The sequence below is a fragment of the Chitinophaga rhizophila genome (assembly GCF_019492185.1).
GTDB lineage: Bacteria > Bacteroidota > Bacteroidia > Chitinophagales > Chitinophagaceae > Chitinophaga > Chitinophaga rhizophila.
Genome location: NZ_JAICCF010000003.1, coordinates 898,044 through 924,896, shown reverse-complemented (window position 1 = coordinate 924,896; position 26,853 = coordinate 898,044). Strand labels below are relative to the sequence as shown.

Here is a 26,853-nt window from a genome sequence, read left to right as displayed (position 1 = left end):
AACCGCCTTCGCATTAAGCAGAGGCTGGCACCAGAACTAAAACAACTGTAATTGCCGGTATTAAAATACTAAAACCTCCTTGTCTCCAAAATTTTCATAAGAAGAGGTAATGACCTGCTCTCCTTCCTGAAGTCCTTCAAGAACCTCGAAATACTGTGGATTTTTCTGTCCTAGGGAAATCTTACGCTTTACCGCCCTGTTTCCACCTTTGTCTACCACATAGACCCAGTTGCCTCCTGTGTCAGAAAAGAATCCTCCTACAGGCAGTAGAACAGCAGCAGATGATTTGCCTAGTTCCAAACGAATTGGCGATGATTGTCCGCGGCGGATACCTTCCGGCGTCTCCTTATCGAACTTCATATCCACATTAAAACGTCCGTTTTTTACTTCTGGGTATACTTTGATAATAGATAAAGCATACATCTTATTGTTGAACTCGAAAGTTGCTTTTAAGCCAGGGAATACTCGTGAAATGTAATGTTCATCAACTTCCGCACGCATTTTAAATCCATCCAGGTCGTCTATCTGACCAATGTTCTGGCCAACAGTTATACTTCCTCCTATTTCGGCATCAACAGAAGACAGCTGCCCGTCTATAGGTGCCCGCAACACCAGATTGCTAAGATTGTCTTTCATCATCTGGAGGTTACGCTGTGTGCGGAGAATAGTAGATTCGAGACGTTCTATCTGGATTTTAGCATTTTCTTCCTGGAATCGTTGACTTTCAACTTCGATTTGCCTTTGCTTCACAAGACGTTCGTAATCAATCTTATTTTTATTAAACTCCTGACGAGATACAATCTTCTCATCAACCAGTTGCTTTGTACGGTCATAAAGGTCTTTTGCCTGTTCAATTTGATAATCCAGATTAGCCACAGTCTGCTGCATAGTGAATCGGTTTTGTTTCAGAGTCTGTCGGGTATTCTGTAATTCATTGATCAGACGATAGATCTCAGTTTCATGATTAACAAAGTCCATCATGAGGTTCTGATTCTCCAACCGTAAAATGCTGTCACCCTTTTTTACCATGCTACCACCTTCAAGGTATTTCTGGCTTACATATCCGCCAACAATAGCATCCAGACGTATTGTCTTAAGGGGAGCTACAACAGCGGTAACTGCTATATACTGGTCAAAAGTGCCTTTGCTGACGGTTGAAATAGTGATCTTATCTTTCTCAACATTCAGCTTGGAACGATGATCTGCAAATATGAGATTGTATAGAAGCAATAATGCCACGACAGCGCCTCCGCTTATCAGGGTGATCCTTTTTTTAGACCAATACTTCTTTTCTATTTTTCTGTCCATAGGTTATCTAACTTTCCTAACCCGGTAAGGCAACGCGCATGCCAAAGGCGAAGATTCAATACTGTGGCTCATTTCAGGCAAACGCATATCTCACTGAACGTCCTTATGCGCACACCGGACGTCCGATTCCGGACAAATGCGGAGACTACTACAAATGACCTGTAAAAACCGAAATCTTTTTATAATATTGCCAGTGGCCGTATCCGCCACGGGAAGGCATTTCATAACCTGATCAGGAATGCTGTTTGCGGGTTCAGCACAGCAATAACAACAGATACGTTAATTTATGACTACACCGTTGCCCGGCAAAATCCTTATTGTAGATGATGACATGGATGTATTACGTGCCGCCCGTTTACTATTAAAGCGACACTTTCAACAAGTAGACTTTGAGCGGAATCCCCAAAAGATACCATATCTGGTTACTAACTTCGAATATGACGTTATTCTCCTGGATATGAACTTCACCCGCGATCTTAGCAGTGGTAAGGAAGGATTCGAATGGCTGGACCGTATTCTGGATATAAGGCCCGAAGTAGCAGTAGTACTGTTTACTGCCTATGGGGATGTGGAAATGGCAGTTAGAGCAATCAAGGCAGGTGCTGTTGACTTCGTGTTAAAACCCTGGGAAAATGATAAACTCCTGGCCACCATGCAGGCTGCCTATAATAAAAAGCACGGTAACAGGGAGAAAAGTACCGCGCCCTTAACAATGCCACAATCAGATGTTAATATTATCGGCAGTAGCCAGGCGATGGTCGAAGTGCTGGACACAGCGGCCAGAGTCGCCGGTACAGATGCCAATGTACTGATATTAGGAGAAAATGGAACAGGTAAAGATCTGCTGGCCAGACATATTCATGCACTATCAATGCGTAATAAACAGGCATTTGTGAGTGTAGACCTTGGCGCTATCAGTGAAACACTCTTCGAGAGTGAGCTGTTTGGTCACGTAAAAGGCGCTTTTACTGATGCCCGTGAAGATCGGACCGGCCGTTTTGAGGAAGCAAATGGAGGAACTATTTTTCTGGATGAGCTGGGCAATATCTCGCTGCCATTACAGGCTAAATTACTTACCGTATTACAAAACAGATCTGTTACCCGGGTAGGCAGTAATAAAACAACCCCAATAGACGTACGGCTTATTACAGCCACTAACAGAAACATCCAGAAGATGGCAGCGGAGTACCAGTTCCGGCAGGATCTACTCTATCGGATTAACACAATTGAGATACAGCTCCCCCCGTTACGTGAAAGACAGGAAGATATAGCGCCATTAGCCGAATACTTCCTTGAGAAGTATGCTACTAAATATAAACGCAATGTAACAGCTTTACACGAATCACTTTTACAGCAACTTCGTCAGTATGACTGGCCGGGCAACATCCGGGAGCTACAGCATGCTATGGAAAGAGCAGTAATACTTTCACAGGGGAAAGTACTTCTGCCCAAAGACGTGTTTATGAAGAACGCTGTGCAGGAAGAAACACTTAATACTGGCTACAACCTGGAAGAAATGGAAAGAAATATTATAACCCAGGCCATGAAAAAATGCAACGGCAATATTACCGAGGCAGCTAAAGAATTAGGCCTAAGCAGAGCTGCGCTTTACCGGAGACTGGAGAAATATAACATCTAGGGGACTTATAATGAACAGATTCAGTGTCAATATCTTATTGCGTATCATTCTGCTTACCGCCAGCACCATAACAAGTGTATGGGTGTGGACGGTTTTAGGCATATTTCCGGGTATTGCTATGGCAGCCCTGATATGTATGCAGATATATGGCATGTACTACTATATAAACCGGGTTAACAGAAAACTAACCCTGTTTCTTGAGTCTATCCGATATGAAGACTTCTCTATCCGCTTCAGCGCGGACAACAAATTAGGTAAGAGCTTTCAGGCCTTGAACCATCAGTTTAATGAGGTTCTCGAGGCCTTCCGGCAAACAAGGGCAGAAAAAGAAGCCAATCTGAAATATATTGATACGATTGTGCAACATATCAGTATAGGGGTACTATCATTTGACACAGAAGGACGTATAGAACTGATCAATCCTGCGGCCTTCCGGTTATTAGGTATATACAGATTGCGTAACCTGTCTGAACTTAAAAATGTACATCCAGGCCTACCAGAGTATCTGATGGAAATAAAGTCCGGCAGTAAATTATTATACCGTACCCGCCAGGAGCAACAGCTGTCAATACATGCAGCAAGTGTAAGACTACAGGGGCGACTAGTCAAATTGATCTCTTTGCAGAACATTCACTCCGAACTTCAGCAAAAAGAACTTGAGGCCTGGCAGAATCTGACCAAAATATTACGGCATGAGATTATGAACTCAGTTACTCCGATTGTGTCATTGATCGGTACCATGCAGGATATTGTCGAGCAGGATATATCTCCGGATGCAGCACAGAAGGAGGCCATTGCTGACCTTCAGGAAGCTTTAGAGACAATCAAAAGCCGAAGCAGAGGCATTATGAACTTTGTCAATGCTTATCGTGACTATACTACTCTGCCCAAACCACAATTTACGCATGTCAATGTAAAAGAACTACTTAGCGGTGTAAGCAGCCTGCTACAACCAGAGTTAAAACAAGCTGGCATTTTTTATCACTATGAGATAGAAAGCGCCAGTACCGAAATACATGCTGACGTTGCCCAGCTTCAAATGGTAATGATTAACCTTATTAAAAATGCAATGGATGCCCTGGAGCAGACTCCTACCCCTTCTATTGAAGTAAGGGCCAGCATGGCCAGCCCTAGTCAGGTTCACATTGAAATTACTGATAATGGACCAGGTATTGATATAGAAGCGATGAATAAGATATTTATTCCATTCTACACTACTAAGAAAAAGGGCAGCGGAATTGGCCTGAGCTTATCCCAGCAAATTATACAATCTCATGGAGGACAATTGAAAGTCAGCCGTTCCGGAAATAATGGCACAACCTTTTCAGTATTACTTCCCGTTACCTGAAACCATTTAGGCAAAGAAGTCGTACTTTAAGACATTATTCTGTTCATATGCAAGGGAGAAGTTTCTTTAACATATTGTACGCTGTCACATTATTTGTTCACCTGCTGGCAATTGTATTTCATCTGGATATCACAGGATATGCCTCAAAATTCCTGCTTTCCTTTGTGTTGGTAGTACAGTTTGTACTCGGCACGGAGGGTATACCTCCGGTTTTCCGTATCTCTATGCTGGCGGCATTATTCCTTACAGGCTTTGGAGACATTTTCCTACTGTTTTCCGATCAAAGTCCGTTCTTTTTTACTTTTGGACTGGCCACTTTTGCGTTATCACTACTGGCATATATTGGCTTTTTCCTGAAAATCAGGTACTCCAATTACCCATTACCCCGTTGCCAGTGGGCGTTTATGTTCAGCGCACAGGCAGCTATCATCACTTTTATCTACCTGGTAATACCGTATCTGGGCCAGATGACTATACCCGTTATTATTTTCGCAATTGTTGCATCTGTAATGCTGCAGGCAGTCAAGCATGCCTTCCGCTTAAAAGATCAGCCTTCGGGGTGGTATGCCTTGGGTGGTGCCGGTTTATATATCCTATCCTGCGCACTTATAGCCATACATCACTTCTGTTATCGGATTCCGATGGGATCGTTCCTGATTATGCTGACATACGGACTGGCACAATGGGGACTGGTAAACGGTGGATTACTTTACCTGCGTATGCGTCGCGGATATGCGGTTCAGTAAATCAGTATGTGTTAAACCATACAGAAACCGTACATTTGGTTCTTGCTTGATGAGAACAGCTTATGGAACAAACAGATTTCTTAGTAATTGGTTCCGGTATAGCAGGATTAACCTATGCACTAAAAGTTGCAGCAGCATGTCCTGACAAGAAAATTACCATCATCACCAAAACGCGTGAAGACGAGACCAATACCAAATACGCACAGGGTGGAGTAGCCGTAGTAAACGATCTTGAAAACGACAGCTTTGAAAAGCATATTGAAGATACACTGATTGCCGGCGATGGTCTTTGTAATGAAGACATTGTGGAAATCGTTGTTAAAGAAGGCCCTGAACGTGTCAACGAGATTGTAGAATGGGGGGCAAACTTTGACAAAAATGCCGCAGGAGACTTTTCCCTGGGTAAAGAAGGCGGCCACTCAGAGTTCCGCGTCATTCACTATAAAGATGTTACAGGTAAAGAAATAGAACGGGCTCTGCTGGATGCTGTACATAAGCAACCAAATATTCAGCTTGTAACACATTGCTTTGTAGTGGATCTCATTACCCAGCACCACCTGGGTTACCTGGTCACAAAATCTACTCCTGATATAGAATGTTATGGCGTATACGTCCTAAACCTTCTGACCAATAAGATAGAAAAAGTTCTAAGCCGAATTACTGTACTTGCCACTGGTGGTAATGGACAGGTATATCGCAGTACAACCAATCCTACCATTGCTACAGGCGATGGTGTGGCAATGGTCTATCGTGCAAAAGGGAGGATTGAAAATATGGAATTTATTCAATTCCATCCTACGGCCTTGTATCAGCCAGGAGTGAACAATGCCTTCCTGATCACCGAAGCCGTGCGTGGCGATGGTGGTATTTTACGTAATATACACGGTGAGGATTTCATGCATAAGTATGATCCCCGGCTTTCCCTGGCACCCCGTGACATTGTAGCCAGAGCAATTGACAGTGAGATGAAGATCACTGGTACTGAGTATGTCTATCTGGATTGCCGGCATATGGATCAGGAAAAGTTTATTCATCACTTTCCTAACATTTATGAAAAATGCCTCGCATCCGGCATAGATGTGAAGAAGGATATGATACCTGTAGCGCCGGCAGCACATTATAGTTGCGGCGGTATTAAAGTGAACGAGTATGGGCGCACGTCCATCAATAATCTGTATGCATGCGGTGAATGTTCCAGTACAGGACTTCATGGTGCTAACAGACTTGCCTCCAATTCCCTCCTCGAAGCAATGGTATTTGCACATCGTTGTTACCTGGATGGAATAGAAAGAATAAATACCATAATACACAATGTAAGTGTACCAGACTGGAATACAGCAGGTACTATAGCTCCCAAGGAAATGATCCTCATTACCCAAAGCCTCAAAGAGCTGAAGCAGATTATGAGCGACTACCTCGGTATCGTACGTACTAATGAACGTATGCAGAGAGCCAGCCGAAGGCTAGACATTCTGCATGAAGAAACTGAACAGTTGTACGAAAGAACGGAAGTTTCACCTCAATTATGCGAACTCAGAAACCTGATCACTGTTGGTTATCTGATTGTGAAAGGAGCATCTTTTCGCAAAGAAAGCCGCGGCTTGCATTTTAATACAGACTATCCTCAGAAAAGCGCCCTTGTACAGAATATTGTGTTATAGAAATTGATGACATGTATTATTTGTTACTGGCATTTATGTACGGCTTCTCATTACTGCCGTTATGGTTATTATATCGCATAAGTGATGTTTTATACCTGATCATTTACTACGTTGTTGGTTACCGCAAATCAGTTGTATTTGAGAACCTTAAACAGGCTTTTCCTGATAAAACAGAAAAAGAAATAACTCGGCTTGCTAAGAGATATTACCTCAATCTCACAGATATGATGGTGGAAACCGTCAAACTGCTGACTATGAGTAAAGAGCAGCTGGAGCGCCGGTTCATATGCGATTTGACAGTATTGCATGAGCTATATGCACAGGGCAAAAGCTGCCAGATGCACCTGGGACATAATTTTAACTGGGAATGGGCAAATGTGTTTTGCATGCAGGGCGTTAGATTTCCTTTCCTGGTAGTATATATGCCACTCACCAGCAAAGCCGGCGACCGTATGTTCAGGCATTTCCGTGAAAAGTCTGGCAGTACACTGTTACCAGCAAATGATATTAAGAGCAGTATGCAGCCATGGCAGAATAAACAATATCTTATTGCGCTGGTAGCTGATCAAAATCCGGGAAACCCAAGGCGAAGTTATTGGCTGCCTTTTCTTAATCGAATGACTGCGTTTTATAAGGGCCCCGAGATGACTGCAAGGAGAAATAACATTCCTATTGTATTTGTCGATATACGTAAAGTGAAAAGAGGCTACTATCATGCCTCCTTAAAATTGGCGTTTGAAGAACCTGCTCTTGTGCCGGAAGGAACTATTACAGCCGAATTTGTAAAGTATCTGGAAGGTAATATCAGGGAACAACCGGAGGTATGGGTCTGGAGTCACAGAAGGTGGAAACACGAGTATAGAGACTAAAATAAAGCTGAACCGAACAATATGCATGATGCAATGACTGATCGGTTCAGCCTCAAATCTATTTCGTCATAGCAGTGTCTACTCGCATAGAAGTATCAGCTGCTGGTGGGGGTGGTGGAGGTACTGCCGCCTGCACCATAATGTTATTAGTCACAGATTTTACTCCACTTACGCCTTTAACAGCATCTTCAGCTGCTGTTTTAGCAGCATCGTCAGCTACTTCACCGTTAAGTGTTACAACGCCCTCTTTGACTTCAGCTGTTACACCGGGAGAGGCTGTGAGTTTCTCATTGACAGATTGCTGAACGCTGGAGTCGCTAGGCGAACAAGCAGATAAGCATACGGCGAAGAACATCATTCCTGCCATCAGAAAAGTTTTACATTTCATGGTTAAAAGTTTAACTAAGTAAAACAAATAACATGCTAAACCACCGATTTGTTTGATTGCAAACAATTGTTAATCAACCATTATCTTCAAATCCAGGATAGAGCATCATACCACCATCCACAAAAAGAGTCGTTCCTGTTACATAATCACTTTCATCACTAGCCAGCCACACTGCAGCTTTGGCTACATCCTCAGGCACACCGACCCTCCCATATGGAATGAGTTCCAGCAGCTTTTTCTCATCTTCGGGGGTATCCCAGGCGTCTTCATTAATTCGAGTTTTAATCGCTCCCGGAGCAATTCCGTTAACCCTGATACGGTCAGCAGCGAGTTCCTGTGCCATAGACTGCATCAATAACTTAACGCCTCCCTTACTGGCAGCATAATTTACATGCCCTGCCCATGGGATGACTTCATGTACACTACTCATACAGATAATCTTTCCGGCTGCCCGGGAACGGCTTTCTACGACACCCCGACGTTTAAATTCTCGAGCTGCTTCTCGGGCGCAAAGGAATTGACCTGTAAGATTGGTATCAATTACTTTATTCCACTGTTCCAGGGTCATATCGATCAGAGATGCGTCCTGCTGGATACCAGCATTAGCCACCACTATATCGATGGTCCCAAAGCGGGAAAAGATTTCCGCAAACATTGCTTTGACTTCTTCTTCGCTGCTGGTATCAGCCTGCTGAACAAAGCCATCGCCTCCTGCAGCTTTAATTTTAGCTAATACGTCTTCAGCTGCTTTCAGACTTTTGTCGCTGTGGTGGTTTACTACCACGGTTGCGCCAGCCTCTCCGAAAGCAACTGCTATAGCAGCTCCTATGCCACTGCTGCTACCGGTAACAAGCGCAATCTGTCCTTCTAATAGTTTTCCCATTGCAAGGTTTTTTCCAATGGGGTCCAAAAAGCATACCTGTAAAAACAGAAAAGCTCCGCATTAGACCTGCGGAGCTTTAATATTCAATACCTTATCTTAATTCAGTACATTTTTCTCCTGTACTACTTTTAGCCCTTTCTGCGTCTTCATTGCATTAAAGCCCCCCTCCACATTACGCAGATTGTGAATACCCTCCCGCTTCATAATAGAACAAGCTATAATACTACGGTAACCTCCCTGGCAATGGACGTACAGATTATGGTTATCATCAAAATCAGCCAGATTTCCCAGGTCCGTCATGTCGCTGAGCGACAGGTTCATTGCACCATCAATATGTCCATCTGCAAATTCCGCAGGCTTACGTACATCCACTATAACAAGGTTATTGTCATGCGGAAGGTCCATAGCCAATTCATCCGGCTCCACGGTAATGATCAGATCACGGGTTTCTCCTGCAGCAACCCAGGCGTCGTAACCCCCTTTCAGATATCCGGCAACATGATCGAATCCTACCCGTGCCAGCCTTACAATTGTTTCTTCCTCCTTACCAGGACTGGTAACAAGCACTATTTCCTCACCAAAAGGTAAGAGGCTACCTGCCCATTCAGCAAAACGGCCTTCCAGTCCAATACTAATCGAGCCAGGCACAAATCCTTCAGCAAATTCCGTTGCAGGACGAGTGTCCAAAACAAGTACTTCCTGTTTCAATTTCTCTTTCACCTCAGCTACAGAAAGTGGACGATTACTCTTTTCCATTACTGCCTGCAAAGCATCATATCCTTCTTTATTAATACGAGCATTAATTGGGAAGTAGGAAGGTGGAGTGCTGAGTCCCGAGGTCACCTCCTTAATGAATGCATCTTTGTCTACTGCTTTCAGGGCATAATTAGACGCCTTTTCATCCCCTAGTGTACTGTAGGTGTGTGGGCCAAGGTTCTTACCACAGGAAGATCCGGGGCCGTGTGCAGGATATACGGTCACGTTATCCGGCAATACCTTGATTTTATCATTCAGTGAGTCATACAGGTAACCAGCCAGCTCCTCTTTGGTAAGATTGCCACTGAAAAGATCTGGACGACCAACATCGCCTACAAATAACGTATCTCCTGTAAACAAGCTATTAGGCAGGCCGGACTCGTCCCTTAATAAATAACAGGTAGACTCCAGTGTATGACCTGGTGTATGCAAAACTTCAATAGTCAGTTTGCCGACAGAAAACTTCTCACCATCTTTGGCGAGGTATATCGGAAAGTTTGTAACTGCCTCAGGACCATATACAATAGGAGCTTTTGTAGCCGCTGCCAGATCGAGGTGACCTGATACAAAATCGGCATGAAAGTGTGTCTCAAATATGTACTTGATGGTGGCATTACGCTCTCTAGCTAAATCAAGGTAAGCGTCAATATCCCTAAGGGGATCTATCACAACAGCTTCTCCTTCTGACTCAATAAAGTAGGCGGCTTCTGATAAGCAATTGGTATAAAGTTGCTTGACGAACATGGTTGTTGATTTCTGATTTTCTGCAAATTTACGGATTTAAATCCGTGCAATAAGATCAGGCAAAAAACACCCCGCCAGTTATTAACATAACCGGAATATCCACAATTTTATCTGGTACGTTCCGTAAGGAGACGCACAATGGTAAAAAAATCAGAGCCTAACTAAAAGTCTTTTTATTACTCTTAGTTAGGCTCGAATTATTTTTTTCTGCAGTCTGAATGACCAGTACTCCAAAACCAGATTAGCCTACCAGCTCCTCTACGAATTTGGCAACTTCCGCTATACGCTGCTTGTTGATCGTATAGTGAATGAATTTACCATCTCTTTCGGTTATCACAATGCCGGCACGGCGCAGAATAGCCAGATGCTGTGAAGCTACTGACTGCTCAAGACGCAGCTTAACGTAGATTTCAGTTACTGTCATTTTCTTGTGATCTTCCAACAGCTTAATCATCTGCTGGCGCAACTTATGGTTAATCGCTCTGAGAACCATAGCTGCCTTCTTAACGGCAATGTAATCCAATTTAATTTGGTCTTTTTCATTGGTACCTCTAGAAATAATAAGAGTATTAGAAGAGGTCGTTAATAATGTTTTTTCCATCGCATAATAGTTTTAAAAAATGATGAAATGAAAGGGATCAACGGACAGTAAACCCATAACTTGTTAGACAACAATAACCGGGTATCGATTTATACAAAAATATAATATTAGTCGTAATAAAAAAAACTTCTATACCATATTTTTTAATATATGCCTGCCCATTACTTGCCAAATAAACCTAATTTGACATTCCCATGACACAAATTGACATAAGTGTAGGGATTACGCTTCTTAATAAGACATAAAAAGCCTTCAATCACGCTAATGTGGAATAATTTTATATCCTAAATGACCTATTTTTTTATAGTAGAATGAAATGGTTTGAGGTAAAATGGACTGAAATAAGCCACATCTTCAAACGATTTATGCTCATAAGCTGCTGTAGCCAGCGGTACCATATCCGCTGCATTTAATATATAGGGGATGAATAACGCGTGCTCATTCGGCGTCATAAGTTGCTGCCACTTATCACTACCGTTTCCGAAAAAGTATATTTTCTGTTTTGATATCTGTTCACCAAACGCGTCAGGAGTGAGTATTAACGCATGAGGATCCACGATAACATTTAACCCACCGTCATAAATTGCTGTATACACTTCCATCCTTCTCGCATCCAACATGGGACAATACAGCGCATTATTATCCTGCGTTTGTGTCAGTACTCCCTGTGCCATCATCTGTAGAGTTGATACTGCTATCAATGGTTTTTCCCATGTATAACACAATCCCTTTGCTGTAGCTACACCCACTCTTAGACCTGTATATGAACCAGGACCTGCACTTACAGCAACTGCATCCAGGTCACCCGGTACAATCCCCTGCTGCTGCATGACTTCTTTAATAAATAACGTCATACTTGCAGCATGATCCTGCTGCTTCTCATTCACTAATGTTTGTAGCACCTGCCCGTTCTTTGACAAACAAACAGAACCTACAGATGTAGCTGTATCTATGTGTAGTATTAATGACAATGCTCTTCGATTTAATTGTTTCACATGACAGTCACGTTCATACCAGCTTCTCTCGCCAGCAATGCACTCACTTTATAACGTTCATTCCCTGTAGCCTTGTACACTGCATCCAATACACGGCATACCCTTCTAATCCCGATTTTCCCACACCACTCAAAGGGCCCCATAGGGTAATTAGTACCAAGACGCATAGCAGTATTAATATCATCTCTTGACGCTGTACCTTCCTCTGCTGCCATATATGCTTCATTAATAATCATGCACACTACCCTTGGAGTTACCAATCCTACCCTATCTTCCACAATAGCATACTCCCATCCCAACTCATTCATAATCCGCGCAAGTACGGATTTCTGTTCTTCTTCCATCAGTGATACCTCAGTAACCGGCATTACTGTGAATCCAGGTAGCCAATTGCATCCTACAATACTGAATCCCTGTTCAAATGCATAGTTTCCCATTAATTCAGACAGTGAAGTTTCTACAATATTTGCCAATACTGGTACAACTGGATTTTTTGCATAAAAGCCAGCCCGCTCTGTATGTTCATCAAAATTCAGGTCTATCACCAACTCATATTCAGTCAGTGTACCTATCCGATCCAGCGATGTTACATGCTGCACCCGGTGCCCACTCAAACCACCTTTTTCAAGAAAAGCTGCATAGTGTGGCTCCTCTCCAATGATGAGTATATTCATGTGCAAAATTTTCGCAAACCTATTAATTAATAACTAATAATAAGACGCTATTTTTATGCCTATGGAAAAACAGATCATCAATACGAATAATGCGCCTGCTCCTATCGGCCCGTACAACCAGGCGGTACAATCAGGTAATCTGCTGTTTGTATCCGGACAGATAGCACTCAATCCGGAAACCAACCAGTTGGTAATGGATGATATCAAAACTGAAACACATCAGGTAATGAAAAACCTGCAAGCCATACTTACAGCTGCGGGAATTGACTTCAGCAATGTGCTAAAAACTACCATCTTCATTATGAATATGAATGATTTTGCACAAATCAATGAAGTATATGGTTCCTACTTTTCAGGTGAGTACCCTGCTCGTGAAACTGTACAGGTAGCTGCATTACCTAAAGGTGTTAATGTAGAAATATCAGTAATTGCCAGCAAATAATTACCTAAATAAATGAAGAGGCCCCAAAAGGCTTCTTCATTTATTTCCCACCAAACAAAGTGGCTGATAATTTAGCGTCATGGCCATACACATCTTCACGGAAATTCAACCGTCCATCACTATCTACAAATGCAGTGAAGTAACCTATATAGACAGGTACCTTTTCCTTCAGCGTAACATATTTTTCCTTACTTCCGTTCATCGCTTCGACGATCTTCTTTGTCGTCCACATGGAGTCATTACGTAATAACCATTCTGCCAGGTGCTGCGGTTCCGATACACGGATACAACCATGACTGAACGTCCGTCTGTTCTCCCCAAACAAACCTTTGGATGGTGTATCATGTAAATAGATATTATACTCATTGGGGAATAGAAACTTTACCTTACCTAATGCGTTACGTCCGCCTGGTTTCTGACGGATGATATAAGGAAAATTACCACCGGAATACTTGCTCCAATTAAGTGAAGCTGCGTTCACTGGACTGCCCGTTCCCGTCACCACTTCCATATTCTGTCTTGCAAGATAACCGCTGTTCTTCCGCATAGCTGGAAGGACTTCATGTACCAAGATACCTGGAGGCACATTCCAGTATGGAGCAAAAACTACGAACTTTATCTCGTTACTGAATATTACTGTATTGGTGCCAGGCCTACCCACTACAACATTACAAGTCCAGTCAAGCTTATTATCAGCGTAGACATATAGTTTAAAAGCAGGTATATTAACAAGCAGGTATTCAGCAGGTGGTTCTGCAGGTACCCAGCGGATCCTTTCCATATTAATCAATATCTGCCTTATACGCTGATTCGGAGTAATATTTAACGCGTTCAGCAATGGCTGCTGTATAGTTCCATCAGTTTTCAGACCTGTTCTGTCCTGAAAATTGCGGATAGCTGAATCAAGGGCAGGCGTAAATATTTGTGAAGTATCTGCAGCAACAAGATCGCCAAGCATATGCAGCCTTTGCTTCACCCCGGCAATAAGAGGATCCTGCTCTCCTGTCTTGTATATCTTCCTGCTGGCTTTTAAAGAATCCCATGGCTTTTTCTCCAATGCTGCCAGTTTTTTTAACTGGTCTCTTAGCAGCTTATACTGCCTGTTAACCGGCTCTTCAAATGCATCAGCTGGCTTACTGACCATCGAATCCAGCAGACTTTCCATATTAATCTTCTTACGTGGGATGAACCATTCGAGGGATTTGGCACTATCTGACGTCAGTCCACTCCATACTTTATTACCATAGGCAAAGAATTGCGCTGTGAGCAGTAACTCTGCCTTAGGAATCGCCTTATCACCCGGACGGAGTTTTTCTCCTTCCAGCAGCAATGTATCATACATTTCCCTGAGCGGTTTGCTTATGATTGTACTGTCATGCAGGCCAAAGTCTGCATCTGCTTTCATCATGTTAATAAAGTTACCCGCCTGCTCGGTCAGCTGACCATCATCTCCTATCCACGCATAGTGGAAGTTCCGCTGCCGATAGAAATCCCGGATATAATCAGCATATGCTGTATCCGCTTGCAGGAAGGAATTTACAGCATTACTGTCCAGTGTAAGATCGATGTAATCCTGCCTGGTGTAGTGGCTGGTATCTCGTACAAGGCCTTTCTTTTTGCTAAGCCCACCACCACAGGAAGAGAATATGATCATTAAGGATAGTAACAGGTATGCGCAGCGTAAAAACATAAACGTAACAGGAGTTTAAATGATTCAGAAGTCCCCTTTGGGTGTTTGATGCTCAAAACAACAGTAGTTGTTATTGAATTGTTTGACGCTACAAATGTAAAACGCTTAACACAATTAGTGTTAAGCGTTTTGGACAAAGCAGTTGGGATGGATTATAATTTAATCTCTTCTTCGTTGGCATCAAAGAAGCGATATTCTGTCAGATGATAGTTGGAATCAGCTTTGATTCTGACCCATTTCTTGTACTGAAAATACCATTTCCACCGGCGGGAAGTAAGAAATCCTTTAGCCAGGTAGGCATAAAATATAGGGTGTACCCTGATTGTAAGACCTTTATGCTGATGGTTAATCAGGTATTGCAGGTTCTTCTCGATTTCATCAATGATCAATACAGAAGCGCCGATTTTACCGGTACCATGACAAGTAGGGCAATCTTCTGCTACAGAGATTGTGACTTCAGGTTTTACGCGCTGACGGGTAATCTGCATCAGCCCAAACTTAGAAATAGGCAGGATAGTATGTTTAGCCCTATCCTGGGCCATGAATTTCTCCATGGCTTCATATACTACTTTCTTGTTTTCGGGCAACTTCATATCAATGAAGTCAATGATAATTATACCGCCCAGATCACGGAGGCGTAGCTGGCGGGCAATTTCTGCTGCAGCTTCCAGGTTGGATGCAAGCGCATTCTGTTCCTGGTTATTGCTGGAGCTTTTATAGCCGCTGTTCACGTCTATGACATGTAACGCTTCTGTAGCTTCAATGATCAGATATACTCCACTATCCAGGTTAACAGTTTTCCCGAAGGAAGCTTTTACCTGACGGGTTACACCGTAGTGATCGAAGATAGGAGCTCCGTTATGATAATGCTGAACAATGTCCTGTTTTTCAGGGGCTATTTTCTGAATATAGGCCCTAGTATCAGCGTACATGTTGCGATCATTGATCACAATACGGTTAAAGCTCTCGTTAAGAAGGTCACGTAATATGCTGGTAGTTTTAGCCTGTTCACTCAGGATTTTCTGCGGAGGCTGTGAGCCACGCAGGTTAGCCTGTATGTTTTTCCAGGTTTCTACAAGTGTAGTCAGGTCCTCATGCAGTTCCGCCGTTTTCTTTCCTTCAGCCGCCGTGCGCACGATTACACCAAAGTTGGGTGTTTTGATCGCTTCGACTATTTTCTGTAGTCTTTTTCTTTCTTCGGAAGAGTGTATCTTTTTAGATACTGCGACAATGTCATTAAAGGGTGTTAACACGATGAATCTTCCTGGAAGAGAAATTTCGCAACTAAGACGGGGACCTTTAGAAGAAATTGGTTCTTTTAATATCTGCACCAGGATGTTAGGCTTTCCGCCCAGCACATCTGTGATTTTGCCGGTTTTTACAATTTCCGGCTCATTCTTAAACTTTGTAAAGTCAAACCCCTCGGGGGTTTTATCTGAAATAGCCTGCTGGGTAAATTTAAGTATAGAACGTATATATGGGCTAAGGTCAGTGTAATGTAAAAAGGCATCTTTCTCAAAACCCACATCAACAAAAGCCGCATTAAGGCCGGGAATCAATTTTTTCACCCGCCCCAGGTATAAATCCCCTACAGAAAAGTTGGGATTGCCGCTCTCATGATGCAATTCCACCAGTTTCTTATCTTCCAGCAACGCTATTTCCACACCAGTCGGTGCCGCATTTATAATAAGTTCCTTGTTCAAGCGTCCAAAATTTTAACCATTATAACTTCACCTTTGAGTTATGCACGGCTATTTAATAACAGCGTACTGCATACCAGATTACAGCTGGCGGAAGGCCAGCATACGTGATGATGGATTGCTTAAGGGTTTAGCGATCAGCAGGTAATATCCGGAATTTTAAGCGGGATTTGTGGAAAAACCTGCATGACTTCAGCAATTTAACAATAATCGCTAAAATCATGCAGGATATATAAAAAATTTTATCCAATCACCGCGCCGTAAATAAAACCTGGTTAGTATAAATGGCGGGAAACAGGAGAAATTTATTTCTTATTCTTCTTATGCCGGTTCTTTCTCAGTCTTTTTTTACGTTTGTGAGTGGCTATTTTATGTCTTTTTCTTTTCTTACCGCAAGGCATACGCTAATAAGTTTTAAAATGTTTAAAAAAATGAATATTATTTAATACTCTTAATATAATTATCTATTTCCGCCTTCAGTGATTGATCGTCTAGGAGTGTCTTACAGTGTTCCAGTAATTCAACTGCCTTTTTAATATCACCTTTGCCGCGATAAGCTTCTGCTAATACAAATACAGCCTTAGCCTCCTGAGGATGTTTCTGTGTGAACGTCTCCATCCTTTCTATGGCTTTATCAAACTGATTTGACTGAATAGCGAGATTTGCCAACGTTATCTGAGCTTCTGCGTTATCAGGATTGGCTGCCACCACATCCCTTAGTTTCTGGACACCTACCATAGGTTCTCCTGTATTCATATACAAAAGCGCCTGTTTAATTTTCAGGGAATCATTAGCCGGATTCAGCTGAATAGCTTTATCTAACAGACTGATAGCCTGTTGGCTTTCCCATTTGGCAATAGCAGGGTCCTCTGCATGTTCCAGATGTTCTAAAAATAAATTGGCTGCAAAGGTGAGGCTTTTTTCGGAATTTTCCAACTTGGCAGATTCGCCAAGATAATACGCAGCTATGGGCAGCTGGTTTAGGCTGTCCCAGGAGGCATATAACTGTCTGTAAGCGTCTATTTGCTGGTTCTTAACGTCGCCTCGCACCGTCCTGTTTTCAAGGGCAGTGATCGAAACGAGTTTGTCTGCAGGGATTTTTTGCTTGGCAGAAGCCAGCAAGTCATCAAAGGCAATAGGTTCTTCCTCCTGTCCGTCATGTGAATGAGCGGCAGTTGGCATCGCTTTTTTATCCGAATGAGGCACGGTGCGGCCGAAGGCGACTAATACTACTAGTAATGTCGCTGCGGCACCGACCAAGAGAATTTGTGATTTTTGCACGCCTTAAATATTAGGCTGCAAAATTACGAACTTTTAAGCTTCTTTACTTCTGCAACAAATTCTTTAGAAGGCTTAAAGGCCGGAATAAAATGCTCCGGAATCTCAACGGCAACGTTTTTCTTGATGTTACGGCCAATTTTCGCAGCTCTCTTTTTCGTAATGAAGCTACCAAAGCCTCTGATATAGATATGCTCGCCATTAGCCAACGCTTCCTTGACCTCCTTAAACATGGCCTCTAGTGTTACTAACACATCTACTTTAGGTATGCCGGTTTTTTCAGCAATATTGTTAATTAAGTCAGCTTTTCTCATAATTGAAGCGAAGGATTACTTGTCCCAAAATTATTTAATTTTTTTTAATTGCTGAATTTTAAGCAAATAAATTTTATGTTTTTTTCTTATACCAGCCAATTCTATAATATATTCCTCTGCAAACCAATTCATTAGTACTTAAAACAAGCTATTAACGGGTAACCAAAAAAGAGAAAGATTCCATACGTTAGGCCAGTACAAGTACACATTCATTAGGGTAAGTCATAATATTTCACTAAACCACTCATTAACGAATATACAAAAAATAATATTCATTTGGCCTTTTTTTTCTTGGTGTAGTGAAAAAAGTTCTCTCCGGATCAACCGTTAATAAATAATCACTCTTTGCCTATTATAACGCATTTTTCAACATATTCGTCTATATCTCAACAACTTCTGTTCCAAATAACTGCTACTTCCTCTCATCAGAATATTATAAAAAATAATTCTCATGCGTGATATTTTTAATCTCTTCTTCCTTCCCGTATTCTGAATACTCCTCCCTCACCGCCAAAATCCCTTGCATACCATCTCCATTTGTGTTCACTTCCATCCCATTATCTTTGCAGTAATGAACAAGTTTTTTACTGAGACCCTCCTGGATTGGAACAATAATGAAAACACTCGTTCCATGCCATGGAAAGGTGAAAAAGACCCCTATCGTATATGGCTGTCTGAAATTATTTTACAGCAAACACGTGTGGAACAAGGATGGACTTACTACGAAAAATTTATCTTAAACTATCCGACCGTTCAGGATTTGGCCGCTGCTCCTGAAGAAGCTGTATTCCGCCTCTGGCAGGGACTGGGCTACTACGCCCGCTGCAAGAATATGCTGGCTGCTGCCAAACAGATTGTATCCATGCATCATGGGCACTTCCCAAATACCTATGACGCTATTCAGTCGCTGAAAGGTATCGGCCCCTATACATCTGCGGCCATCGCTTCATTTGCCTTTAACCTGCCACATGCCGTTCTCGATGGCAATGTGTTCCGTGTCCTCTCGCGCTTCTTTGATATCGATACGCCAATAGATACTACCGCTGGTAAAAAACAATTTACCCAACTGGCCCAGGAACTCTTGCCTCACGGACAATCTGCTTCGTATAACCAGTCCATTATGGACTTTGGTGCCGTTGTGTGCAAACCACAACAACCTGCCTGCAAAAGCTGCCCGCTGTCTAAAAAATGTAAAGCCTACCAACAGGGACTTACCTCCCTGCTGCCTGTTAAATCCAAAAAACTAGTTATCAGGAAACGCTACTTCTACTACCTGGTCGTTCAACATCAAGACAACATATACATCCGGAAACGTACTGAAAATGATATCTGGCAAAACCTGCACGAGTTCATTCTTTTAGAAACTACCGCACCCGAAGATCCAGCAACACTGCAAGCTTCCACGGCTTTCAAAGACATCATGAAAGATATACGTTACAACATAGATGGTACCTCTGCGCCCTTAAAGCAACAACTTACTCACCAGACTATTTATAGCCAGTTTCTCCTGCTTTCTGTTAACGAAAAGCCTGAACTACCCGGATATACGGCAGTTCCAAAGGAACAACTGGATCATTACGCCTTTCCTAAAACAATTACCGACTTTCTGAAGAACAGGGAACTTACCCTGTTCTGATACGAAAACTTACTGCCTGTCAACAGCGCTCAACTTGCTACGGCAAGGTATTTGAGCTAAAAACAATACGGTAAAATTTTCACTGTCGATTTGAAAAAAACATTAACTTTAGAAAGGTTGTTCATTTATAAGAAGCGTATATTTTCAATAGTTTAAAATCAATAGATTAAAACCTGCAACAATGAGAGGTGTTAATAAAGTAATCCTGATTGGCAACTTGGGTAGAGATCCAGATGTACAGTTTTTAGAAGGTAATATAGCAGTAGCTAAGTTTTCGCTGGCTACTACAGAAACATTCAAGGACAGAGCTGGTAAGCTGATTTCCCAAACAGAATGGCATACGGTGGTATTATGGCGCGGACTGGCTGAATTAGCCCAGAAATACCTCCACAAAGGTAGTCTTGTATATATTGAAGGACGCCTCCGCACCCGTAGCTGGGAAGATAAGGAGGGTAATAAGAAATTTGCCACTGAAGTAGTAGGTGATAACCTCGTCATGCTGGATAAACGTATGGACCTTAACAACGCAGAACATGCCATACACCACAGCAACACAGGCAGCAACACCGGTGATAATTTCCCCAATATGGAGATACCCCCCCAACTGAACGATACAGCGGACGATCTTCCTTTTTAACTATCCAGCAAAAAATATTAATTCTTTTGATTTACAATCCCTTTATGGGACATATACTTATATTTGCATATAGGGAAAGCGATTCAATTTAAGACCTGAATTACTTTCCCATTTTTTTGGAACTTACTTTGCTATATGCTCGGGGTTCCATATTTATCACGTCAAAGTTGAACATTTTGTACACCTATCCGGCAAGCATCTTACCAGGTAAGCTCACCCTGTTACAAGCAGCGGCGCCCATCGCCACTCCTAACGTGGTTATCTATCTGCTTGTGATATTCGTCCTCCTTCTCATGGCCTTTATCGTGTCTGGCGCAGAAGTAGCTTTCTTCTCCCTGAACTATAAAGATCTAAATGCCCTGAAAACAAGGCAAAACACCAGCGGAAAACTGATTACCAAACTATTGGAAAAGCCCCGCTCCCTGCTGGCCTCCCTCCAGATAGCCGGAGTACTGCTTTCCCTCGCCTTTATCATGGTCACCAGCTACCTCATCACCCAGATGGAAGACCTACAGACCGTACCGGTCGTGTCATTCGTCGTACGTATAGCCATAATTATATTCGTATTGCTATTCTGTGGACAGGTACTACCCAGGGTATGGGCAGCTCAGAACAATATCCGGTTCGCTACCTATTTCGCATGGTTCGTTAGCCTGATACATGCTACCCTGGAACCCGTAAGTGACTTTTACGTAGGCCTCAGCGAAAGCATAGAAGCCCGCTTCTTCCACAGAGGCAGCGGTGCCGTTAACTATCAGGAGATAGACGAAGCCATCGAAATGAGCGTAGACCCTACCGCCTCCCAGGAAGAAAAGAATATCCTCAAAGGCATTCTTAAATTCGGGAATATCACCGTTAAGCAAATCATGCACACCCGCCTCGATGTATCAGGTATCGAACATAACGACGACTTTGACACTGTGGTGAAACGTGTAGCTGATCTTCACTACTCCCGCCTCCCCGTATACAAAGGCAATCTCGATAACATCGTCGGCGTAATACATACCAAAGACCTACTTCCCCACCTGGATAAAGGCAAAAACTTTGATTGGCACACTGTTATGCGCCAACCATTCTTCGTACATGGCCATAAACTGATCGAAGACCTGCTGTCCGAGTTTCAAAACAGACGTATGCATTTCGCCGTAGTCGTAGACGAATTTGGAGGTACCTCCGGTATCGTTACCCTCGAAGACATCGTTGAGGAAGTAATCGGCGATATCAAAGACGAATTTGACGAAGAAGAATTTAATTATAGTAAAGTTGATAACAACACCTACGTTTTTGAAGGTAAAACCATGCTGAATGACGTATGCCGCATCATGAACATCCCTCCCGATACTTTTGAAGTAGTAAAAGGAGAAAGTGATTCCATCGGCGGACTAATACTCGAACTGGCTGGCAAATTCCCTGAAGAAAACAGCATGATATCTCATGATGGTTACGACTTTACCGTATTGGAAGTAACTAAAATGCGTATCCAGAAAGTACAGGTCACCGTTAGACAAAATGTCGAAGACCTGAACTAAGTGCTATACACCTAACCACCAGCAACTATGAAATTAACCGGGAACATTCTCTGTATTTTGCTGCTGCTCGCTTTTGCAGCATGCGAACAATCTTATACTCCCAAACCACGCGGCTATTTTCACATCAACTTTCCTGAACGGGAATACCGCGTGTTTGACGTTCCCGGATATCCATACACTTTCGAGTACCCGGTATATGCCAACATCGTAAAAGACAGCCTGTTCTTTGGTGAGAAAACCGAAAATCCCTACTGGATCAATGTCGAATTTCCTGGTCTTAACGGAAAGATCTACATGAGCTACAAGGAAATAGGTAAAAACGGAAAGAACAGCTTTCAGCAACTGATCAATGATGCCTTTAAGATGACCTACAAACACACCTATAAGGCGGAATATATTGAAGAGAAAACTATCAATACTCCCTACCATGTCAGTGGCTCCTTTTATGATGTAGGCGGTAATGCCGCCTCCGCTAAACAGTTCTATGCTACTGACTCTATAGACCATTTCCTGCGTGGCGCACTCTACTTTGACGCTGCACCAAATGCCGATTCACTCGCTCCTGTACAGCAATTCCTTCAGGAAGATATGTGGCATATGGTAGAAACGCTCAAATGGCGATAGTCCTGATACTATTTCTTAACTTTGCAGTTTTAAGAAATACCCGTCCGTTATGCCATGCCAACGCTGCGGACTAACGACTATCAATTATTTATGATCATCATTGACGATAAGTATATCAGCGACGAAGTTATTGAGGAACAGTTCGTCTGCAACCTGGGAGCCTGTAAAGGTGCCTGCTGTGTTGCGGGTGATTGCGGAGCGCCGCTCGATAAAGAGGAAGTGAAGAAACTGAAGAAGATCTATCCGAAGATCAAGTCATACCTCCGCCCCGATGGCATCGCCGAAATAGAGAAAACTGGTACTCACACCACAGATGATGAGTATGGCTATGTCACCCCCATCGTTAATAAAGGTATATGCGCCTATGCTCACATTGATGAGTATGGTGTTGTAGGCTGTGCTATTGAAAGAGCATATAATGATGGTGTGGTAGACTATAAAAAGCCTATCTCCTGCCACCTCTACCCTATCAGAGTAACCAAATATGAATCTTTTGAAGCGCTGAATTACGACCGCTGGGATATCTGTAAGCCAGCCTGTAAAAATGGTAAAAGCTTGCGTGTGCCGGTATACCGCTTTCTGAAAGATGCACTTGTTCGTAAATACGGAGAAGAATTTTATCAGGTGCTCGACAAAATCGCACGGAAACAATATAAGGCAGAGTAACGTCTGCTGCTGACGCAATCCCTGCATTTCCCCTATCTTTACTGGTACTAACTAACCGTTGTATTTCATTCATTCCCAGGGAACCGTAAACCGGTATGGGTTTTGTAATTCCAGGATCAGCAATCTCAACAACTTATGCATCAGAACGCCTCCACTTTTCTTGATAATAGTGAGAAGAAAGCGACAAACCTCATACATCGCCAGACTATCAACTTCAATATTGGTAAGTATAATACTGCCGTGAAGGCTGGTAAACAACAGTTTACCGATCTGAATACTGCGCGTGAACGGGCGAAGAACATCAAGTGGAGGGCACTGGAGCACCTGGATAAACACCTGGAAGAGTTTGAAAGCAACTTTACCCGCAGAGGTGGAAAAGTGATCTGGGCTGAAAACTCCCAGCAGGTACTGGATGAAATACTGGCCATCTGCAAAGCCAAACAATGCAAAAGCATCGTTAAGAGTAAATCTATGGCTACGGAAGAAGTACATCTTAACCACTTCCTGGCCAAACATGATATCGAATGTGTGGAAACGGATCTGGGAGAATATATCCAGCAACTGGATAATGAACCGCCCTACCACATCGTAACACCCGCCATGCATAAGAGCAAGGAGGATGTTGCTAAACTCTTTGCTGAAAAGCTAGGTACACCTCCGGATCTGACTCCCCAGGAAATGACACTCATTGCCAGGGAAAAACTACGTCAGAAATACCTGGATGCAGAAATAGGTATTACCGGGGCAAATTTTATCATTGCCGATATTGGCGGTGTAGCTGTTACTGAAAATGAAGGTAATGCCCGGCTAAGCACAGCATTCCCTAAAACACATATTGTACTGGTAGGTATCGAAAAGATGCTGCCTTCCATCAATGACCTGGCTTTGTTCTGGCCACTACTTGCTACTTATGGTACCGGGCAGCAGGTTACTGTCTATAACTCCATCTTCAGTGGCCCCCGTCAGGAACATGAAACGGATGGTCCGGAAGAGATGTATGTCATCCTCATGGATAACGGCCGTACCAATATCCTGCAGGATACCGAAGCCAGGGAAAGCCTCTATTGTATCCGCTGCGGTTCGTGCCTTAATGCCTGCCCTGTATATAAAAATATTGGCGGCCATAGCTACGGTACTACCTACAGTGGCCCTATCGGATCAGTTATTACTCCACATCTTCAGGGAATGGAGTCATTCATGCATCTTAGCTATGCGTCTTCCCTATGTGGAAACTGTACAGAGGTGTGCCCGGTAAGAATCAATGTTCATGAGTTACTGCTCCATAACCGTCATAAAGCTGTAGAGGAGAATCATACTTCAGGAGGTGAAAAAATGTCCTGGTTCGGCTGGAAACAAGCCAGTCTAAGCCGCAGGATGATGAACCTGGTGGGGGGAAATACCAAAAACTTCTTCATGAAAAGGTTCTTCGCCGGAGCCTGGGGCGATGATAGAGACCTACCCGTTTTTGCTCCCAAGTCCTTCAATCAGCTATGGAAAGAACGGAAAAAATAGTATCTTTTTGATATGATACTGATTGCTGTTTTATTGCCATGGCTATCTTTCATACTAAGAGGCCGGATTTTAACAGGCCTCCTATGCCTGATCTTACAACTTACGTTAATAGGCTGGATCCCCGCAGCAATATGGGCGGTGTACTCATTACAGAATGCGCGGGAAGATCGCAGGACAAGAAGGATTGTTAAAGCTATCAGAGAAAGCAGATAGTCTATTTAGCAGGGAAATACACATCTATCTGTACACGGGTAGCTGTGCCGTCAGAAGCGGGTGTCCAGGCCGGACCTTCCTTGATTACCCTTAGCGCTTCAGCATCACAGTCCGGCTGCAAACGCCTGGTTATTTTGAAGTCTTCAAGTGTACCATCAGGCATCACTCTGAAAGAAACCTTTACTCTTCCTTTTACATCTCCAGCTGCTGCAGACGCAGGGTACTGCGTATACTTAGACAAATACTGCTTGTATTTGTCATACCCTTCAGCTGGCAGTGGCGCCTGATAGTAATCGCCATACTTACCCCCCATTTTCTTACGGCTCGGATTTGTTACAATCACATCATTCAGATTAGAGGAACTAGGCTGCAATACTATATCTAAGTTTTTATCTTTATCGGTGATGTTCAACCGTTTACTATTGAAGCCAAGTGCCGTGGCTACCAGGCTTACTTCTTTTGCGGTGTCTGCAATCCGTAACGAGAAGCGCCCATCCACATCAGTTGACGCTCCAATGTTTGTACCTTCTACCCTTACCACACTGCCAGGTATCCCATCGCTGCCATCTTTTACCTTACCTTCAATCACACGGGTAGCCATAACAGGCTTAGCTGCAGCAAAGACCTGACGGGCTTTTGCCGGCGCGTTATCTGCCACTTCTTTTGCCTGGGTGACTGCAGCCAGGTCCAGTATCTTGGTAACAATAGTATCTGTCTTTTCATATTTCTCTGCCAGCATAGGCGCTGCAGCGGCTACTGCCGCCGGTGTGGGTGCTACTTCCAGTGCAACAGTATCTGATGTAGCTTTTTCCACGATACCCGCAAGTGGCTTTCCTACCCCACGGATTTTACGATTGATAATAGTATTAATAGTATCTGCTGATAACGTCATAGCCGGAGTATGCTCCGGAGTAACATTATTAGTCCAGGCTTTGGGTTCCTCCTGGTTATAATATTGAAGGGTATCAGTAATAGAGCTGTCAGAAACATTCGCTTCCTTATAAGCCATTGCCTGATCCCGGGCATTATACTGCCACATCCACAACAAGCCTGCTACTACTACCAAGAGTACACCGGCAGCTGCCATCCAGCGCATATCAAGTTTGAAGATCGCCCCACCTTTCTCTCCGCTTTCGCCCTTCACACGGGTATCCAACCGCCTGCTCAGGTCTGCAAGATGCAAGCGCTGATCAGGTTTGCGCTCAGCAAACCCTTCCAGAGCATCCGCCAGAAACGGATCGTCCAGGGCTTGTTTCTCCAAAGCATGCATCGCTTTATTATCCAGCTGTCCTGCCAGATATTTGCGGATCAGCTCCGGATCAACGCCTTGATTCATATGACTGTGATTGTCAGGCATCTTGTTGTTCCATACAGATTTTCAGGTTACGCTTACCATTCTGGATGTAGCTCTTCACTTTCTTCATATCATACCCGGTTATATCCGCTACCTCGCGGTAACTTTTCTCTTTGAGATAAAACAGGTCCACACTCCGCTTTTGCTCTTCTGGCAAAGCTTCCAGGCACTTCTCCATCCCCTGTAAATGCACCTCTATACTTACTCCGTTCTCATGATGCCCCAAAGACTCATTTTCCATAACGGGCATCCCATCCAGAGATATTTCTCTCCCCTCCCGGTTTTTCATAGCCCGCAGTTTCATCAGACAATGGTTCCTTGTCAACACATGCAGCCAGCTCTTAAAGTTCTGTACCTCATGCTGTTGTAACTTCAGGATCAGCTCTTCAAAAATCTGCATTACTACATCTTTACTGGTCTCCTCATCAAAATAACGCAGGCATACACCATATACCAGATTCATATAGCGCTGGTATAGCGCTGCCAGATAATCCAGTTGACCGGAGCGTTTAAACTCCTGTATCAACGTGGCATCATCAGCATCTTTCATGATATTCTGGTGTAAAAAGGCCATAGATTAGATGGACAATAGTAAAGAATTTTTAGCAAAAAAGCACTGGCATATGCCAGTGCTTTTTAAGTATAT

Annotated in this window: 26 protein-coding genes; 13 read left to right on the top strand and 13 right to left on the bottom strand. The window is 43.2% G+C overall.

Going from position 1 to position 26,853, the window contains the following annotated elements:
- Nucleotides 1–60: 60 nt before the first annotated feature.
- Nucleotides 61–1,308 carry an efflux RND transporter periplasmic adaptor subunit gene (locus K1Y79_RS18345; RefSeq protein ID WP_220251615.1) on the bottom strand — a complete coding sequence of 416 codons (1,248 nt, stop codon included), beginning with the start codon at nucleotides 1,306–1,308 and terminating at the stop codon, nucleotides 61–63.
- 286 nt (nucleotides 1,309–1,594) lie between these two features.
- On the opposite strand from K1Y79_RS18345, the gene K1Y79_RS18340 reads away from it, so the two are divergent.
- The 5 genes from K1Y79_RS18340 (at nucleotide 1,595) to K1Y79_RS18320 (ending at nucleotide 7,571) form a co-directional block, all read left to right on the top strand.
- Nucleotides 1,595–2,947 (top strand): sigma-54-dependent transcriptional regulator, encoded by a 1,353-nt coding sequence (locus K1Y79_RS18340; RefSeq protein ID WP_220251614.1) that lies wholly within the window; start codon nucleotides 1,595–1,597, stop codon nucleotides 2,945–2,947.
- A 10-nt stretch (nucleotides 2,948–2,957) separates the two neighbouring features.
- Nucleotides 2,958–4,295 (top strand): sensor histidine kinase, encoded by a 1,338-nt coding sequence (locus K1Y79_RS18335; RefSeq protein ID WP_220251613.1) that lies wholly within the window; start codon nucleotides 2,958–2,960, stop codon nucleotides 4,293–4,295.
- Nucleotides 4,296–4,342: 47 nt separating this feature from the next.
- Nucleotides 4,343–5,041 carry a lysoplasmalogenase gene (locus K1Y79_RS18330; protein WP_220251612.1) on the top strand — a complete coding sequence of 233 codons (699 nt, stop codon included), beginning with the start codon at nucleotides 4,343–4,345 and terminating at the stop codon, nucleotides 5,039–5,041.
- A gap of 62 nt (nucleotides 5,042–5,103) precedes the next feature.
- Nucleotides 5,104–6,702 carry an L-aspartate oxidase gene (nadB, locus tag K1Y79_RS18325; protein ID WP_220251611.1) on the top strand — a complete coding sequence of 533 codons (1,599 nt, stop codon included), beginning with the start codon at nucleotides 5,104–5,106 and terminating at the stop codon, nucleotides 6,700–6,702.
- A gap of 11 nt (nucleotides 6,703–6,713) precedes the next feature.
- Entirely contained in the window at nucleotides 6,714–7,571 is an 858-nt protein-coding gene (locus K1Y79_RS18320; RefSeq protein WP_220251610.1) for a lysophospholipid acyltransferase family protein, read from the top strand.
- Between the two features lie 58 nt (nucleotides 7,572–7,629).
- Here the strand turns inward: K1Y79_RS18320 and K1Y79_RS18315 are convergent, their stop codons facing one another.
- The 6 genes from K1Y79_RS18315 to K1Y79_RS18290 form a co-directional block, all read right to left on the bottom strand.
- Nucleotides 7,630–7,959, bottom strand: a complete 330-nt coding sequence (locus K1Y79_RS18315) for a BON domain-containing protein (protein ID WP_220251609.1) — start codon at nucleotides 7,957–7,959, stop codon at nucleotides 7,630–7,632.
- A 73-nt stretch (nucleotides 7,960–8,032) separates the two neighbouring features.
- Nucleotides 8,033–8,842: an SDR family oxidoreductase gene (locus K1Y79_RS18310; RefSeq protein ID WP_220251608.1), complete on the bottom strand. Its 810-nt coding sequence runs from the start codon at nucleotides 8,840–8,842 to the stop codon at nucleotides 8,033–8,035.
- 96 nt (nucleotides 8,843–8,938) lie between these two features.
- Complete coding sequence (locus K1Y79_RS18305) at nucleotides 8,939–10,342, bottom strand: MBL fold metallo-hydrolase (protein ID WP_220251607.1); 1,404 nt, start codon at nucleotides 10,340–10,342, stop codon at nucleotides 8,939–8,941.
- 241 nt (nucleotides 10,343–10,583) lie between these two features.
- Nucleotides 10,584–10,943, bottom strand: coding sequence for an ArsR/SmtB family transcription factor (locus K1Y79_RS18300; RefSeq protein ID WP_012788619.1), 360 nt, complete (start codon nucleotides 10,941–10,943; stop codon nucleotides 10,584–10,586).
- Nucleotides 10,944–11,236: 293 nt separating this feature from the next.
- The gene (tsaB, locus tag K1Y79_RS18295; protein WP_220251606.1) at nucleotides 11,237–11,914 is read right to left on the bottom strand and encodes a tRNA (adenosine(37)-N6)-threonylcarbamoyltransferase complex dimerization subunit type 1 TsaB; all 678 of its coding nucleotides are present in this window, start codon (nucleotides 11,912–11,914) and stop codon (nucleotides 11,237–11,239) included.
- Nucleotides 11,915–11,934: 20 nt separating this feature from the next.
- The gene (locus tag K1Y79_RS18290; protein ID WP_220251605.1) at nucleotides 11,935–12,612 is read right to left on the bottom strand and encodes a 3-hydroxyacyl-CoA dehydrogenase family protein; all 678 of its coding nucleotides are present in this window, start codon (nucleotides 12,610–12,612) and stop codon (nucleotides 11,935–11,937) included.
- 61 nt (nucleotides 12,613–12,673) lie between these two features.
- Here K1Y79_RS18290 and K1Y79_RS18285 point away from each other — a divergent pair, with 61 nt between their 5' ends.
- A complete protein-coding gene (locus K1Y79_RS18285; RefSeq protein WP_220251604.1) occupies nucleotides 12,674–13,054 on the top strand; it encodes a RidA family protein in 381 nt (126 codons plus the stop codon).
- Between the two features lie 40 nt (nucleotides 13,055–13,094).
- On the opposite strand, the gene K1Y79_RS18280 is transcribed toward K1Y79_RS18285, so the two are convergent.
- From K1Y79_RS18280 to K1Y79_RS18265, 4 genes are all read right to left on the bottom strand, one after another.
- Complete coding sequence (locus K1Y79_RS18280; protein ID WP_220251603.1) at nucleotides 13,095–14,744, bottom strand: L,D-transpeptidase family protein; 1,650 nt, start codon at nucleotides 14,742–14,744, stop codon at nucleotides 13,095–13,097.
- A gap of 152 nt (nucleotides 14,745–14,896) precedes the next feature.
- The gene (locus tag K1Y79_RS18275; RefSeq protein WP_220251602.1) at nucleotides 14,897–16,447 is read right to left on the bottom strand and encodes an Rne/Rng family ribonuclease; all 1,551 of its coding nucleotides are present in this window, start codon (nucleotides 16,445–16,447) and stop codon (nucleotides 14,897–14,899) included.
- A gap of 435 nt (nucleotides 16,448–16,882) precedes the next feature.
- On the bottom strand, nucleotides 16,883–17,725 hold the full coding sequence (locus K1Y79_RS29425; RefSeq protein ID WP_220251601.1) for a tetratricopeptide repeat protein: 843 nt from the start codon (nucleotides 17,723–17,725) through the stop codon (nucleotides 16,883–16,885).
- 23 nt (nucleotides 17,726–17,748) lie between these two features.
- Complete coding sequence (locus K1Y79_RS18265) at nucleotides 17,749–18,036, bottom strand: HU family DNA-binding protein (protein ID WP_073084475.1); 288 nt, start codon at nucleotides 18,034–18,036, stop codon at nucleotides 17,749–17,751.
- 571 nt (nucleotides 18,037–18,607) lie between these two features.
- On the opposite strand from K1Y79_RS18265, the gene mutY reads away from it, so the two are divergent.
- The 7 genes from mutY (at nucleotide 18,608) to K1Y79_RS18230 (ending at nucleotide 24,853) form a co-directional block, all read left to right on the top strand.
- Complete coding sequence (gene mutY / locus K1Y79_RS18260) at nucleotides 18,608–19,672, top strand: A/G-specific adenine glycosylase (protein WP_220251600.1); 1,065 nt, start codon at nucleotides 18,608–18,610, stop codon at nucleotides 19,670–19,672.
- A gap of 181 nt (nucleotides 19,673–19,853) precedes the next feature.
- Entirely contained in the window at nucleotides 19,854–20,309 is a 456-nt protein-coding gene (locus K1Y79_RS18255) for a single-stranded DNA-binding protein (RefSeq protein ID WP_162333509.1), read from the top strand.
- A gap of 167 nt (nucleotides 20,310–20,476) precedes the next feature.
- Nucleotides 20,477–21,838, top strand: coding sequence for a gliding motility-associated protein GldE (gene gldE, locus K1Y79_RS18250; RefSeq protein ID WP_236059692.1), 1,362 nt, complete (start codon nucleotides 20,477–20,479; stop codon nucleotides 21,836–21,838).
- Between the two features lie 27 nt (nucleotides 21,839–21,865).
- Complete coding sequence (gldD, locus tag K1Y79_RS18245; protein ID WP_220251599.1) at nucleotides 21,866–22,462, top strand: gliding motility lipoprotein GldD; 597 nt, start codon at nucleotides 21,866–21,868, stop codon at nucleotides 22,460–22,462.
- Nucleotides 22,463–22,516: 54 nt separating this feature from the next.
- Nucleotides 22,517–23,128, top strand: a complete 612-nt coding sequence (locus K1Y79_RS18240; RefSeq protein WP_236059690.1) for a DUF3109 family protein — start codon at nucleotides 22,517–22,519, stop codon at nucleotides 23,126–23,128.
- 135 nt (nucleotides 23,129–23,263) lie between these two features.
- The gene (locus tag K1Y79_RS18235; protein WP_220251598.1) at nucleotides 23,264–24,640 is read left to right on the top strand and encodes a LutB/LldF family L-lactate oxidation iron-sulfur protein; all 1,377 of its coding nucleotides are present in this window, start codon (nucleotides 23,264–23,266) and stop codon (nucleotides 24,638–24,640) included.
- 12 nt (nucleotides 24,641–24,652) lie between these two features.
- Nucleotides 24,653–24,853, top strand: coding sequence for a YqaE/Pmp3 family membrane protein (locus K1Y79_RS18230; RefSeq protein WP_220251597.1), 201 nt, complete (start codon nucleotides 24,653–24,655; stop codon nucleotides 24,851–24,853).
- A 1-nt stretch (nucleotide 24,854) separates the two neighbouring features.
- Here K1Y79_RS18230 and K1Y79_RS18225 read toward each other — a convergent pair whose 3' ends face one another.
- Both K1Y79_RS18225 and K1Y79_RS18220 read right to left on the bottom strand, forming a co-directional pair.
- Nucleotides 24,855–26,189, bottom strand: a complete 1,335-nt coding sequence (locus K1Y79_RS18225; RefSeq protein WP_220251596.1) for a TonB family protein — start codon at nucleotides 26,187–26,189, stop codon at nucleotides 24,855–24,857.
- Between the two features lie 13 nt (nucleotides 26,190–26,202).
- On the bottom strand, nucleotides 26,203–26,781 hold the full coding sequence (locus K1Y79_RS18220; protein ID WP_220251595.1) for an RNA polymerase sigma factor: 579 nt from the start codon (nucleotides 26,779–26,781) through the stop codon (nucleotides 26,203–26,205).
- Between the last annotated feature and the right edge of the window lie 72 nt (nucleotides 26,782–26,853).